Origin of the sequence: Sorangium sp. So ce381 (genome assembly GCF_051473845.1) — a bacterium.
GTDB lineage: Bacteria > Myxococcota_A > Polyangia > Polyangiales > Polyangiaceae > Sorangium > Sorangium atrum.
Genome location: NZ_CP150336.1, coordinates 1,042,574 through 1,055,396, shown reverse-complemented (window position 1 = coordinate 1,055,396; position 12,823 = coordinate 1,042,574). Strand labels below are relative to the sequence as shown.

12 protein-coding genes are annotated in these 12,823 nt (G+C 70.4%); 7 read left to right on the top strand and 5 right to left on the bottom strand.

Features of this window, described 5'->3' with window-relative positions:
• Positions 1-263: 263 nt before the first annotated feature.
• From WMF29_RS03915 to WMF29_RS03905, 3 genes are all read left to right on the top strand, one after another.
• The gene (locus WMF29_RS03915) at positions 264-1,187 is read left to right on the top strand and encodes an RNA ligase family protein (protein WP_437327547.1); all 924 of its coding nucleotides are present in this window, start codon (positions 264-266) and stop codon (positions 1,185-1,187) included.
• 106 nt (positions 1,188-1,293) lie between these two features.
• Positions 1,294-2,502, top strand: a complete 1,209-nt coding sequence (locus WMF29_RS03910) for an aminoglycoside phosphotransferase family protein (protein ID WP_437327546.1) — start codon at positions 1,294-1,296, stop codon at positions 2,500-2,502.
• A gap of 158 nt (positions 2,503-2,660) precedes the next feature.
• Entirely contained in the window at positions 2,661-3,188 is a 528-nt protein-coding gene (locus WMF29_RS03905; RefSeq protein ID WP_437327545.1) for a lipase family protein, read from the top strand.
• Here WMF29_RS03905 and WMF29_RS03900 read toward each other — a convergent pair.
• Positions 3,114-4,271, bottom strand: coding sequence for a hypothetical protein (locus WMF29_RS03900; RefSeq protein ID WP_437327544.1), 1,158 nt, complete (start codon positions 4,269-4,271; stop codon positions 3,114-3,116). The genes WMF29_RS03905 and WMF29_RS03900 overlap by 75 nt on opposite strands.
• Before the next feature lie 188 nt (positions 4,272-4,459).
• Between WMF29_RS03900 and WMF29_RS03895 the strand changes: the two genes are divergently transcribed.
• The 3 genes from WMF29_RS03895 to WMF29_RS03885 all read left to right on the top strand — a co-directional run bounded on the left by WMF29_RS03895 (position 4,460) and on the right by WMF29_RS03885 (position 7,880).
• The gene (locus tag WMF29_RS03895) at positions 4,460-5,119 is read left to right on the top strand and encodes a MarR family winged helix-turn-helix transcriptional regulator (RefSeq protein WP_437327543.1); all 660 of its coding nucleotides are present in this window, start codon (positions 4,460-4,462) and stop codon (positions 5,117-5,119) included.
• A 332-nt stretch (positions 5,120-5,451) separates the two neighbouring features.
• Complete coding sequence (locus tag WMF29_RS03890) at positions 5,452-6,036, top strand: protoglobin domain-containing protein (RefSeq protein ID WP_437327542.1); 585 nt, start codon at positions 5,452-5,454, stop codon at positions 6,034-6,036.
• A gap of 377 nt (positions 6,037-6,413) precedes the next feature.
• Positions 6,414-7,880: a hypothetical protein gene (locus tag WMF29_RS03885; RefSeq protein ID WP_437327541.1), complete on the top strand. Its 1,467-nt coding sequence runs from the start codon at positions 6,414-6,416 to the stop codon at positions 7,878-7,880.
• 224 nt (positions 7,881-8,104) lie between these two features.
• On the opposite strand, the gene WMF29_RS03880 is transcribed toward WMF29_RS03885, so the two are convergent.
• A complete protein-coding gene (locus WMF29_RS03880; RefSeq protein ID WP_437327540.1) occupies positions 8,105-8,551 on the bottom strand; it encodes a hypothetical protein in 447 nt (148 codons plus the stop codon).
• Between the two features lie 299 nt (positions 8,552-8,850).
• Between WMF29_RS03880 and WMF29_RS03875 the strand changes: the two genes are divergently transcribed.
• Positions 8,851-9,327, top strand: coding sequence for a VOC family protein (locus WMF29_RS03875; RefSeq protein ID WP_437327539.1), 477 nt, complete (start codon positions 8,851-8,853; stop codon positions 9,325-9,327).
• Between the two features lie 54 nt (positions 9,328-9,381).
• Here the strand turns inward: WMF29_RS03875 and WMF29_RS03870 are convergent, their stop codons facing one another.
• The 3 genes from WMF29_RS03870 to WMF29_RS03860 all read right to left on the bottom strand — a co-directional run bounded on the left by WMF29_RS03870 (position 9,382) and on the right by WMF29_RS03860 (position 12,800).
• Positions 9,382-10,683 (bottom strand): aminotransferase class V-fold PLP-dependent enzyme, encoded by a 1,302-nt coding sequence (locus WMF29_RS03870; protein ID WP_437327538.1) that lies wholly within the window; start codon positions 10,681-10,683, stop codon positions 9,382-9,384.
• A 136-nt stretch (positions 10,684-10,819) separates the two neighbouring features.
• Positions 10,820-11,857, bottom strand: a complete 1,038-nt coding sequence (locus tag WMF29_RS03865) for an aldo/keto reductase (RefSeq protein ID WP_272097826.1) — start codon at positions 11,855-11,857, stop codon at positions 10,820-10,822.
• Between the two features lie 220 nt (positions 11,858-12,077).
• Positions 12,078-12,800, bottom strand: a complete 723-nt coding sequence (locus WMF29_RS03860; protein ID WP_437327537.1) for a hypothetical protein — start codon at positions 12,798-12,800, stop codon at positions 12,078-12,080.
• Positions 12,801-12,823: the final 23 nt, after the last annotated feature.

The window sequence follows — 12,823 nt, the reverse complement described above, 5'->3', positions numbered from 1 at the left end:
GGATCGCAGCACGGGCGGAGCGGGGATTGGCGTGCTCCTCCGCGGTGGACGACGCGACGCACCATCCCGGCGTCGGTGGTGGTCAATTTTGCCCGAGAAAGATCACAGGGAGACGGGGAGGCGGGGAGATTTACTAGGTTTTTTCTCCCTGCCTCCCCGTCTCCCCGTCAAAGTTTGACCGGTACCCCGGCGTCCGAGGAGCGGCTGCGCCGTCGGCGCTATCGCCGCTGGAAGCCGCGCCGTCGGCGCTATCGTCGCCGGAAATGGAGTTCCTCCCCTTCCCGAAGATGCCGTGCCTCGGCGCGAGCGAGGCCCCGACGTGGGTCGCGCTCGAGAAGATCCACGGCGCGCAGCTCGTGATCGGCGTGGACGCGGGCGGCGTCCATTTCGGCAAGCGCAAGGAGTGGCTCCGGGACGAGGACCCCTTCTTCGGGTGGCAGCTGCTCCGCGCGTCGCTCCGGGACGCTGCCCGCGCGGCGTACGCCGCGGTCGGCGCGGCGCGGCTCGTCCTCTACGGCGAGCTCTTCGGCGGCGGCTACCCGCATCCGGACGTGCCCTCGGGCGGCGTGAACCCCGTGCAGACCGGGGTCTGGTACGCGCCCGACCTGCGGTGGGCGCCCTTCGAGCTGCGCGCGGTCGATGCCGGCGAGGACGCCTTCCTGGCCTGGAGCGAGGTGGCCCCGGTCGCCGCCGCGGCGGGGCTCACGATGCCCCCGCTGCTCGCCCGGGGGCGCAAGGCGGAGATCGCCGCCGTGCCCGAGCGCTTCCCGTCGCGCGTCGCGTCCGCCCTGGGGCTGCCGCCGCTCGGCCCGGAGAACCTCGCGGAGGGGCTGGTGGCCAAGCCCGACGTCCGCATGCCGGCCGGGGCCTACATGGCCTTGAAGCGCAAGATCGCCGAGATGCGCGAGGACCGCTTCGACGAGAGCGCGCCGTGGGACCCGGAGCGCCCGGTCGACCTCGCCACGCTGATCCGCTGGGGGGAGCGGCTCGTGAACGGCCCGCGCCTCTCGTCCGCTGCGTCGAAGGTGGGGCGCCACGATCGGGCCGCCGTCGACGAGGAGGCGGCCCTCGACGTGCTCGTGGACCTGGAGGCGGCGTTCCCCGGCGCGATGCGCGCCCTCTCGCCCGAGGACGGCGAGGCGCTGGAGCGCGCCGTCAGGGCCGCCGTCGCGGCGGAGCGGCTCTGAAGCCGCGGGGCCGAGCGCTGCGCTCGCGCGCGAGCGACGCCGGCCGTTCGCTGCGGGGCCGAGCGCTCGCGCGCGAGCGACGCCGGGGGTTCGCTATCATCGCTCGATGCTTCCCCACCCCCCGCGCGTCGTTCGGCTCGTCCTCCTCACGGCGAGGGGTGAGCTCCTTGGCGCGCTGCCGCCCTATCCGGTCGCGACGCCGTGGTGGCAGGACGCGCAAGCGGTCGTCCAGGGTGCCCGCGAGCGCTTCGGCCTCCAGGTGACGGTCCTCCGGATGCTCGCCGCCGAGCTCCCGGCCCCCCACGGCGGGGCGGTCACCTACCTCGCGGAGGCGGAGATCGACGCGCCGCCGCCCGGCGTCGAGCCCTGGCGCGGGGCGCTCGACGACCACCCGCTCCGGCAGCCGTGGGCGCGGCCGGGCGGGCCTGCAGACGACCTCGCGTGGGCGGACGCCGTCCTGCGGGATCGGGGCCTCGCGCGGACGGCGCCCGCCGAGCAGGTGCGGTCGTGGAACCTGTCGAGCCTGTGGCGCCTCCGTGCTGGCGGCCAGACGGTCTGGCTGAAGCACGTCCCTCCCTTCCTCGGGCACGAGGGGGCCGTGATCGCGCGTCTCTCGGGCGGACCCGTGCCGGCCCTCCTCGGCCACGACGGCCGGCGGATCCTGATGCTGGAGATCCCTGGCGAGGATCTCTACGAGGCCGAGCTGCCCGTCCGGGAGAGGTTGGTCTCGCTGCTTGTCGGGCTGCAGCGCGACGCGAGCCGGAAGGTCGACGAGCTCCTTTCGCTGGGGCTGCCGGACTGGCGTGGGCCGGCCCTGATCCGGCTCGTCGCGGACGTGGTGGGTCGGACGCCCGAGCTGTCCGCCGGCGATCGGGCGACCCTCGACAGCTTCGTCGATGGCCTGCCCGAGCGATTCGCTCGCCTCGCCGAGGCCGGGCTTCCCGACACGCTGGTTCACGGCGACTTCCACGTCGGCAACGCCCGAGGCGACGCGACGTCGGCCGTCCTGCTGGACTGGGGCGACAGCGGCGTCGGGCATCCGCTGCTCGATCAGCCAGCGTTCCTCGACGGGGCCCCGCCCGGCGCCGTCGAGCCGATCCGGAGCTCCTGGAGCCGCGCGTGGCGCGCCGCGATTCCGGGCTCCGACCCCGAGCGCGCCGCCGAGCTGCTCGCGCCCGTCGCCGCGGCCCGCCAGGCGACCATCTACCGCAAGTTCCTCGACGACATCGAGCCGTCGGAGCACCCCTACCACGCGAGAGATCCCATGGAGTGGCTCGCGCGAACAGCCGCGGTGGTGCGCTTTCGATCCTACTAGAACACCGATCACGTTGTTCGAGCGTGAAATGAACCGCCAAGGCGCCAAGGACGCCAAGAACAGAACTCTATCTTGGCATCCTTGGCGCCTTGGCGGTTCAAATTCTGCGATCATCGACAAGCACCTCGGCGCGGCACTCCGCGGGGAGCACATCCGTGATGTCCTCCCGGGCACCGAGGTATCCCCGCGCCCCAGCGTCGCGTCGACGCCTGCTGCCGGGCATGCGCCCGGCCCAGGGCAAGCTGGAGGCGCTCTTCATCACCGGTCACAGCCTGGGCGCAGCGATGGCGGCCCACATCGCCGCGCGCCTGTTCACGGACAGCAAGTACGGGGAGATCCGGCAGCGGCCCCGCGGGGTCTACACGTTCGGGCAGCCGATGATCGGCGACGCGGGCTTCGCTGCCAGGGCCGAAGAGCTCTTCGGGGACAGGCTGTTTCGATTCGTCTATTCCAACGACATCGTGACACTGGAGCTCGGCGGTCGCCCTGGCACGCAGAGTGGACACGGCCCCTCCTCTCCATGTGTGCTTAACGGCGCAGGGCGGGATGTAAAGCCTGCGCTTCCCTTCTCCCGACTCTCCCGGCGTCGCGCGAGCTCGGCAGCATCGCTGTCAGATGAGGGCGCTCGACGCGGGCTGCGCCGGCGCGGGCAGCCCGAAGAGCCCTGCGAAGAGCCTCGGTCCTGAATAGGCGATCAAGAACCCGACGGCGACACCGCCCCAGAAATCCTCGATCGCGACGATGGGCTGCACGTCCCTCTTGCGCGCGAGCAGGACGACCGCCATCACGACCAGGACGAGCGACACGGCGAGGCTCAAGCCGGCCTCCACGTCGAGCGGCGCGGCGCCGCCCCGCGCGGCGAACCAGCCCCCGACGCCCCCGAGCACGGCGCCGCAGATCATGCTCGCCAGCGACGAGCTCACCTTGAGGACGTGCTCGATGGTGTCGACGTTGCTCGCGCCGTCGATCTCGTACTCGACCTCGATGAGCAGCCGGTACGACGCGGTGCGAAACCACAGCGTGCGCAGCGATCGCACGGTGAAGCTCCGCGCCGTCGAGTTCCCGGCCTGGAGCACCGTGGGAGGATCCGGGGCCCCCGACGACAGGATGGCGCCCCGGAGCGCGCCTGCGTCGTCGCCGAGGAGCCCCTCGGGCGCGGTGCTCCCCTCCTCGCCGTCCTCGTTCGACGCGCCCGCCGTGGGTCCCCGGCCCCGGAGGCCCGCGCTGTGCCGGAGCGACGGGTGGAGCGCAGCGAGCGCGGCCTCGCCGCCTGCTCCGCGGAGATCGCGCGCGATCGCTGGCGCTCTCGGCGCCTCGCCGCGCCCGTGCGGGCGGCGCCGCAGCAGCCGCCGGACGGCGCGGCGCAGCCGCGAGCCGAGGGAGTCGCCGCCCGGCGCGAGCGCCCGCGCGGCGCCCTCGATCACGGCGAGTCGGTCCTCGAGCCTCGCGATCCGCTGCTCTGTCCACTGCCGGTCGACATCGATGAGCTCGGCGGGCAGGCTCGTGCTCACGCGGCACAGCGAGAGCGGCGCCTCGAACGGGTTCTGCACCGTGACGAAGAGGGAGAACTCCTGTCCTGCGACCAGCCCGTCCGTCGATGTCGACACCGAGGTCCGGATGGCTCCCCTGAACGGCTTCGCTGGCTCCGGTCCTGCCATGAGCTCGTTGGATGAGCGCACGTCGGGCGGCGTGCCGCGCGCCGCCTCCGATCTCCGACGACCACGCTGGATGACCCCGGCAGGCTGCAGCAGGAGCGCGCGCTCCTCCATGCTCGCTTCCAGCGGTCGATCGGGTCCACAGGGGGAAGTCGCGCGGCCGTGCGAGGCGATGGGTCCAGTTCGGGGGGCGTGGCCTTCGACCTCGTGCTGGACGAGCGTTCGCCCGGTCCTCGGCGACCCGGCGCGGATCACCGCGGGCCTCCCTTGACAACTTAGGACTCCTAAGTTAAATGAGGGTCATGGGTCGCTCGCTCCCGCTCTTCTTCGAGGAGAACTCCGAGCCGATCGATCGGCGCATCGCGGTAGGGCTTCGGAAGCTGGGGCTCGCCATGAAGCTGCAGGCGTGGGAGCAGGCGAACCACGAGGGCCTGTCGCCGACGCAGGGGCAGATCCTCGCGACCCTCTCGCTGGAGGGGCCGCTCAGCGGGAGCGAGCTCTCGCAGCGCCTGGGCGTCACCCTGGCGACCATCAGCGAATCGGTCCGAGCGCTCGTGGACAAGGGAGCTGTCGTCAAGCGCCCGGACCCGCGCCACCCGCGGGCGAGCCTGATCGAGCTCACGCCGCAGGGGCGCGCGCTCGCGCAGAAGGTGACGACGCTGCCCGACGTCATCGTGTCCGCGGTGGGCGCGCTCTCGACGCTGGAGCAAGAGGCCTTCCTGGCTGGGGTCGTGAAGATCATCCGTTCCTTGCAGCTCAGCGGGCATATCCCGGTGAGCCGCATGTGCGTCACCTGCAAGTACTTCCGGCCGAACGCGCATGAAGGGGCGCTGCCCCACCACTGTGCTTTCGTCGACGCGCCGATGGCGGGCCGACACCTGAGGATCGATTGCGGCGAACACGAGCAGGCTGAAGAGGCGCAGCGCGAAGACGCGTGGAGGCGCTTCAGCCAGCCCGAGTAGAGCGGTGCTCCTGCTCGCGGGATGCGGGCTCAGCCGCCGGGCAGGCGGCTGGCACCGCTGCGGGAGGTTGCTCCGGATCAGGAGAAAAAGCCGCCAAGACGCCAGAAGACGCCAAGATCATTGTGATTTTCTCGATCTCTTGGCGCCTTGGTGCCTTGGCGGTTCATTTCTCGGCTGATCAACGTGAGCGGTGCTCCAGAGCGCCGCTCTACATACGATAGCCTCTTCGAGGCCTGTTACCGGCCAGTCGCCGTCGCGACGACCGTTTCAACGCCCGGAGCGCGTCGCTCGGGGTGAGCGCGGGGTATTGCCCGCAGAAGGAGTGAACGATCATGACCGTCCATGGATATACGTATGGAACAAGCGCCGTCGCGAAGTCCCCGGTTCTGCCAGCCGACTTCGAGGACATGAAGAAGAGCGCCCTCTTCGGCGAAGAGGACGTGAAGTACCTGCGCCTCTCGCACGACATCGTGAAGGATCAGGTCGAGCAGATCCTCGACGTCTGGTACGGCTTCGTCGGCGCGAACCCGCACCTCCTCGCGTCCTTCACCGGCAAGGCCGACGGCAAGCCGCTCGGCGACTACCTCGGCGGGGTCCGCAGGCGCTTCGGCCAGTGGATCCTCGACACGGCACGCGCTGAGTACGACCAGAGGTGGCTCGACTACCAGCACGAGATCGGCCTCCGCCATCACCGCATCAAGAAGAACAAGACGGACGGGGCGCCGTCGACCGACCTGGTGCCGTTTCGCAACCTCTTCGCGCTCATCTTCCCTGTGACGTTCACCCTGAAGCCGTTCCTCGCCAGGAAGGGCCACTCCGCCGAGGAGGTCGAGAGGATGCACGCGGCGTGGGTCAAATCCTGCCTGCTGCAGGTGACGCTGTGGAGCTACCCTTACGTGAAGGAGGGAGACTTCTGACGCGCTGACCGCCCTGCGCCGCCTCGCGTGCCGTTCGGCCGGTGCAGCTCCGGCAAGTCACGGTGTTCCGAGGCCCCGTGTCCCTCGATGTCGCCAGGGACATCGACGATCGAGGATCGAGCGCGTGAGGAGCGTGCGGCAACGCAGGTGAGCTCGTGGGCGCGCTGCTACCCTGTCCTGCCGCTGCGGCGGAGAGGTCGAATGTGCCCCGACAGGCCGGGACATGTCGCGCGGTCGGGGATTGACATCTCCGAGGCGTTCGGATCTCATCCTCGCGCATGATGCGCGAAAAATGCGGACACGGCGGGCGCTCGTGCGCCAGGCCCAAGCTGGGTTTCATTCTGGGGCTCCTCTTCGTCGCGGCCTGCGGACAGAAGGTGCGAACATTCGAGTCGTCGTCGAGCTCCAGCGACGTGGGCAGCGGCGGAGGCGGCGGTCGTCCGGACAGCGTCGGCAGCGCGACAGGCGGTGATGGGACCGGCGGGGACGGAGCAGGCGGCGGCGCGACAGGCGGCGACGGGGTGGGCGGTGACGGGACCGGGGGCGAAGCCCCCCCGCCCCACTGGGATACGTTCGAGCGCGTCGGTCATGACGATCTCGCCAACCAGATCTCGAATTTCCTTCCGCAGGTCGCGGTCTCGGCCAACGGCGACGCGCTGGTCGTGTTTTATGATCAGGACACCGTCTGGGCGCGTCGCTATGTCAAGAAGAGCGACAGCTGGGACCCGCTGCGGCAGGTCAACGACGCGGCCACGAGAGGCGTGAACGCCAGGGTTGCCATCGACGCCGATGGCAACGGGGTTGTCGTCTGGTATTCGGCCTCGGTGGGCGGCGCCGTGTTCGGCAAGCGGTTCACGGCATCGCTCGGATGGCCCGCCGGGTGGGGCACGGTCGAGACGATCGCCGAGGGCACCTCGGGGGTCTCGAAACATTCGACGACGGTCGCGATGACCCCCGCCGGCCATATCGCCGTGGGGATCGACGTGAACACCGTCGACACCTCGGCGCGTGAGGGGTACCTGGCCATTTACGAGGACGGGCAGGGCTGGCAAGCACCGGTGAAGGTGTCGGGGAGCACGACCAGCTGCAACGGCACGGCTGTCGGCGTCTCGACCGTGGGCACGACGCTGCGCGCGGTGGCCGCGTGGTACCAGTCGGACGGTGGGCGTCTCAACGTGCTGGGCAATGTGGTCAGCTACGATCTGACGACGCACAAGGGCAGTGCGGAAGGCCCGAAGCCGCTGGAGGCTGACGACACGCTCGACCACCTGAGCCCACGCGTCGTGATGGACGGCAACGGGAACGCGATGGTCGTCTTCCTCCAGCGCGACTCGACCTCCTCGGTGTCGCACGTGATCGCCAATTCCTATTCAGGGGGCGTGTGGGCCGGAGCGACCGGCGTGGACACCGCGGGCCAGAGGGCGAGTGAGTACTCCGTCACGATGAACGCGGAGGGTGACGGGGGCGTGGTGTTCCGTCAGTGCGGTGCCGGCTGCGCGATCTGGGCACGGCGCTTCTCGGGGACGACGTTCCAGCCAGCCGACAAGCTCTCGGCCGACGAAGATAGCGTGAGCGGCCCCGAGATCGCCGTGGATGGGGCCGGGCGAGGGCTCGCCGTGTGGACCCAGAAAGCCGCCGCACTCCGGTCGATCTTTGCCAGCGAGCTGTCGCCCGCGCAGGGGTGGACGGAGGCCCACCCGCTGGAGGACGACAACGCCGCGGAACACTGGGAGCCGACGGTGGGCTTCGGTCCGAACGGGACCGGGATCGCCGCGTGGGTGCGCGAGACGACGACGAACGAGATCATGCGTCGCTCGATCTTCGCCGATGTTTACAAATACTGAGGACTGAGCTGGGCGCCCGGTCACCAGCGCGAACGATAACGTTTACGTTTACGTTTACGTTTACGTTTACGTTATCGTTAACGTGGTCGTGGTCGTGGTCGTGGTCGTGGTCGTGGTCGTTCACGGCTTGTCGTTGACGACCACGACCACGACCACGTTAACGTCTACGACCACGTTAACGTCTACGACCACGTTAACGACCACGACCACGTTAACAAAGGGGCTCAGGGCGGGGGCACATTGATCAGGCGGGCCGCGCACCTGCCGCCCTGGCAGAGGCAGCCTCCGCCGCAATCCATCGTTCCGGGCCGGCACTCCTGCGTGCACATCAGGCCTCGATCACACGTCGGCGCGGTGGCCTTCGCGATGCACGCGGCCGCGTGGCACGCGCACACGGGCACACAGTCTGCGTCGCTCTTGCACGGATCGCTGCCCACGACGATCCGCTCGCCCATCGGGGCGGCTGCCGGCGGCGTGGCGGGCTCTTCCGTCGGAGGGATGTTCGTACCGGGAGATGCGTTCGTGCCGGGAAGCACGTTCGTGCCGGGCGGCGCGTTCGTGCCGGGCGGCGCGTTCGTGCCGGAAGGCTCATGCGCGGACGCCCTGCACCCGGCGCCGCAGAGCCCCGCGGCCAGGATGACCCCCATCGACCCATCGAGGATGTGTCTCATGCGCGTGCTCTCTCACGGATCGCCGCGACGTTCCACCCCGCCCGCGAGCTCATCCTCGCCCGTCGCCGCCCCGCAGCGGCCGCCGGCGCACCACGGCGGCCGCACGGCGGCCTGCCGCCCCGCCCCCGCCGGCCGCCCCGGCGACCCTGGAGCCCGGCCGCCCCGGTGGGCCGGAAAAAAATCGTCGGCTCCATGTCGAGCCGGCGCACCGTGCTCCGACATCCAGGCAGAGCGCGGTCGCGATGACCACGCCGTCCTCACCTCACCGCCGGGCCCGACCCCGGCCAGGAGCCCCGATCATGACCACCACGCAGAAGATCAAGACGTGCCTCTGGTTCAGCAACAACGCCGAGGAGGCCGTGAAGTACTACCTGTCCATCTTCAAGGGCTCACGGATCCTCTCGGAGCTCCGCTCGGGAGACGCGGGTCCGGGGCCCAAGGGCTCGCTCGTGATGGCCGAGTTCGAGCTGAACGGCCAGCGGCTCATGGCCCTGAACGGCGCCAACCAGAAGTTCAACGAGACGTTCTCGCTCGTCGTCACCTGCGAGACGCAGGAGGAGGTCGACGAGCTCTGGAGCAAGCTCACGGCCGACGGCGGCGCCGAGAGCCAGTGCGGGTGGCTCAGGGACAGGTTCGGCGTGTCCTGGCAGATCGTCCCGTCCGCCTTGATCCGGCTGATCCAGCACCCGGACCCGGCCAAGGCGGGGCGGGTCATGCAGGCGATGATGCAGATGAAGAAGATCGACATCGCGCGAATCGAGGAGGCCGCCCGATAGGCGCCCTCCTCCCGCCCGCCCGAGGTCCGGCGAGGGCTCGCCGGACCGCGCCCCTCACGCCAGCGCGCGGATCGCGCGCAGCACCGCCTCGACGTCCGCCTCGGAGTTGAGCAGGCTCGGCGCGACGCGGACATACGAGGTCGCGTACGGCGACGTCGACGCGATGATCTTCCTCTCGCGGAGCCTCGCCACGACGGCCTCCGGCGTCATCCCCGCCACCTCGAAGCACACGATCCCCGCGGAGACGGCGTCGTCGAGCGGCGTGTGCAGGGTGACGTGGCCCATCCCCTTGAGCCCTTCCTTGCACTGCCGGTTCAAGGCGTGGATCCGGGCCGCGACCCTGGCCTTGCCGATGCCACGGTGGAACGCGAACGCCGCGGGCAGCGCCCACCGGTGCTCGAAGGAGTGGAACCCTCCGGGAGACATCATGTCCGCGGTCGTGGGCGGCGGCGGCTGCTGCCGGAGCCAGGCTTCGTATGCTGCCTTTCCGAAGGACGGGATGCTCGGGCGCAGCATCGGCCAGTGCTCCCGCCTGCCCCAGAGCACGCCGGTGCCCCGCGGCCCGAACATCCATTTGTGACAGCCCGCGGCGAAGAAGTCGCAGCCGAGATCGGCCATCGTCACGTCCTCGACCCCGAAGCCGTGCACGCCGTCCACACAGCAGACGACGCGCTCCCCCGGGGCCCGGCCCTGGTTCGCCCTGGCGACGACCTCGGCGATGGCGCGCACCGGCGTCTTCACGCCCGAGCTCGAGTGGACCCACGTGATCGCCACGACCCGCGTGGCCGGGGTGAGCGCCGCTTCGATCGCCCCCGCCATCTCCGTCGCCGTCGCCGCGCTGCCCCTCGCATAGAGCGCGATCTTCCGCACCACCGCGCCGGTCCTCTCCGCGGCGAGCCGGAGCGACTCGTGCGTGGAGTAGTGATCGTGCTCCGTCGTGAGCACCTCGTCGCCGGCCTCGAGCGGCAGGCCGAGGTACATCGACGCGAGCCCCATCGTCGTGCTGTCCGTGAGCGCGATCTCCTCGGCCCCGACGCCCATGTACGCCGCGGCCGCCGCCCGCACCGGCGCCAGGTCTTCGTGCGCGTGGAGCGCGTCCACCGGGTTCTCGTCGAGCTCCCTCCGCAGCCTCTCGATCGCCTCGCGGACGGGCCGCGGGTGCGAGGCCAGCAGGAAGCCCGTCATGTGGATCCACGCCGGCGACAGGTTGAACTCGCCCCGGACGCCCTGCCACGGATCGGCCGGCGCCTTCCGGCGGGCGCTCGCGCTCGTCATCCCCCCCGAGCTCGCGCAGCCCGCGGCGCCCATCGCCAGCAGGCCTGCGAGCAGGCTCCGCCTGGGTAGCTTGGTCATCATCTGATCCCCCTCCGTGCCGGCGCGGCGGCTGCCCGCCGGCGCCGCAGCATCGCTCGGCCGGGAGCGCTGCGCTCCCGCGAACAGAGGGGTCGGACCGGGCCGCCCCGGGCGAGCGGGGCCGCCGGGGCCGGCGAGATCAGGGCGCCGGGTTCGGGTACCGGGCGTGGATCTGGTCGATCTCGCCGAGCACCGCCGCGTCGAGCACCACGCCTGCGCTCTTCACGTTCTCCTCGAGCTGCTCGAGCGTGGTCGCCCCGAGGATGGTGCTCGCCACGAACCAGCGGCTGCGCACGAAGGCGAGCGCGAGCGACGCCGGGCTCAGGCCGTGGGCGCGCGCGAGCTTGACGTAGGCCTGCACCGCCTCGTCCACGTTGGGCTTCCTGTAGCGCTGGCCGAAGGACTCGAACCGGGCGAAGCGCGAGCCCGGCGGCGGCCCGCCCAGGTGCTTGCCCGTGAGCAGGCCGAACGCGAGCGGGCTATAGGCGAGCAGCGGCACGTCCTCGCGGCGCGAGGCCTCCGCGAGCGCGGAGTCGAACGTGCGGTTGACGAGGCTGTAGGCGTTCTGGATCGACACCGGCCTGGGGAGCCCGAGCTGCGCCGCGACGCGGCTCCACTGCGCCACCCCCCAGGCGGTCTCGTTGCTGAGCCCGAAATACCGGACCTTGCCGTCGCGGATCACCTCCGCGAACGCCGCGAGCTGCTCGGCGATCGGCGTGCTCGACCGCTCGTTCGCCGGATCGTAGGCGCTCGCGCCGAACTGCGGCACGTACCGATCGGGCCAGTGGATCTGGTAGAGATCGATGTAATCGGTCCTGAGGCGCCGCAGGCTGTCCTCGACCGCGCGCCGGACGTTGGCGCGGTTGATCGCGAGGGAGCCGCCGCGGACCCACGGGATCGGGCGGCCCGGCCCCGCGATCTTCGTCGCGACGATCACCTTGTCGCGCGGCCGCTGGCTCAGCCACTCGCCCACGTAGCTCTCCGTGCGCCCCTGCGTCTCGGCGCGGGTCGGCACGGGGTACATCTCGGCCGCGTCGACGAAGTTGATGCCCGCGTCGAACGCGTAGTCGAGCTGCGCTCTGGCGTCCTCGAGCGTGTTCTGCTCGCCGAACGTCATCGTCCCAAGGCAGAGCTCCGAGACACGGAGCTCGCTGTCACCCAGCTGTCGATAGTGCATCGCTATACCGTCCGTTGGATGCCCAGTACCACGGGGCAGCGTCGATGTCCATTATAACGGACGAAATTTCTCTTATAACGGACCAGGCCATCTCGGCGCTCGACCTCGCCCGGAGGCCTGACGCTCGCCTCCCGCGGCGCTGGGGTCCCGGTCGCTGCCGCCTTGTAGAGGAGATCACCTCGCCGAGGAGCGGCGCCTCCGGAGACGGCCTTGCGAGGGATCAGGGCATTCCCAAGCAGTAGCGAGGCCCTTCGAAGCTTCGTATGGATTGACCATCTTCGCTGACGTTGAGCGTGAAGTAGCTGTAGGCGGAACCCTCCTCACATTGCGCTCCGTACTCTTGCGGACCAGCCGTCGTCCCGCCGATGGGATCGAGCCATTGTTCGACGCTGGGCGTCGACGATTTCCATACCTCGGGCGTCGAACAACCAAACTGGACCTGGTACACGTGCTCCGCGTCGTACGTATACCTGAACGCCACGACATTCCTGGGGTAGTCGCAGAATTTGGAGACGTGCGAGCCCGTCATGCTGCCGGTCACGGAGCCGGCATCGTATCCGTCCCCCGTGTGGCCGTCGCTCTGAAAGTCGGCGCAATGAAGGACGAACCCGTTGAGCCACGCGTCACCCCAGACGCGGGCGCCCACGGCGACCCCCTCGCCGGGCACGCATTGTTGGATCATTACGTCGCCGCCCGTCGCGCCGCCGCCCGCGCCGCCGCCGGCGCCGCCCGCCTCGCCGCCTCCCGCTTCGCCTCCGGCACCGCCGGCGCCGCCCGCCTCGCCGCCTCCCGCTCCGGCGCCGCCGCCACCGGCGTCACCGCTTCCGCCAGCGCCTCCGGCGGCCTCACCGTCGAACTCGAGCGTTCCTACCCCCGAGACCAGCGTGCATCCCGCGGTCGCGGCGAATCCCACGACCAGAACACCCATCCTCGCACTTCGCATGCGTCGCGTATCCATGGTTCCTT

Excerpts from the sequence above, each read along its gene's own strand:
- WMF29_RS03860 (WP_437327537.1), bottom strand. The coding sequence starts at position 12,800 with ATGCGAAGTGCGAGGATGGGTGTTCTGGTCGTGGGATTCGCCGCGACC.
- WMF29_RS03895 (WP_437327543.1), top strand. The coding sequence starts at position 4,460 with ATGGGTCGCTCGCTCCCGCTCTTCTTCGAGGAGAACTCCGAGCCGATC.
- WMF29_RS03865 (WP_272097826.1), bottom strand. The coding sequence starts at position 11,857 with ATGCACTATCGACAGCTGGGTGACAGCGAGCTCCGTGTCTCGGAGCTC.
- WMF29_RS03905 (WP_437327545.1), top strand. The coding sequence starts at position 2,661 with ATGTCCTCCCGGGCACCGAGGTATCCCCGCGCCCCAGCGTCGCGTCGA.
- WMF29_RS03910 (WP_437327546.1), top strand. The coding sequence starts at position 1,294 with ATGCTTCCCCACCCCCCGCGCGTCGTTCGGCTCGTCCTCCTCACGGCG.
- WMF29_RS03870 (WP_437327538.1), bottom strand. The coding sequence starts at position 10,683 with ATGATGACCAAGCTACCCAGGCGGAGCCTGCTCGCAGGCCTGCTGGCG.
- WMF29_RS03890 (WP_437327542.1), top strand. The coding sequence starts at position 5,452 with ATGACCGTCCATGGATATACGTATGGAACAAGCGCCGTCGCGAAGTCC.
- WMF29_RS03900 (WP_437327544.1), bottom strand. The coding sequence starts at position 4,271 with ATGGAGGAGCGCGCGCTCCTGCTGCAGCCTGCCGGGGTCATCCAGCGT.
- WMF29_RS03880 (WP_437327540.1), bottom strand. The coding sequence starts at position 8,551 with ATGAGACACATCCTCGATGGGTCGATGGGGGTCATCCTGGCCGCGGGG.
- WMF29_RS03915 (WP_437327547.1), top strand. The coding sequence starts at position 264 with ATGGAGTTCCTCCCCTTCCCGAAGATGCCGTGCCTCGGCGCGAGCGAG.
- WMF29_RS03875 (WP_437327539.1), top strand. The coding sequence starts at position 8,851 with ATGACCACCACGCAGAAGATCAAGACGTGCCTCTGGTTCAGCAACAAC.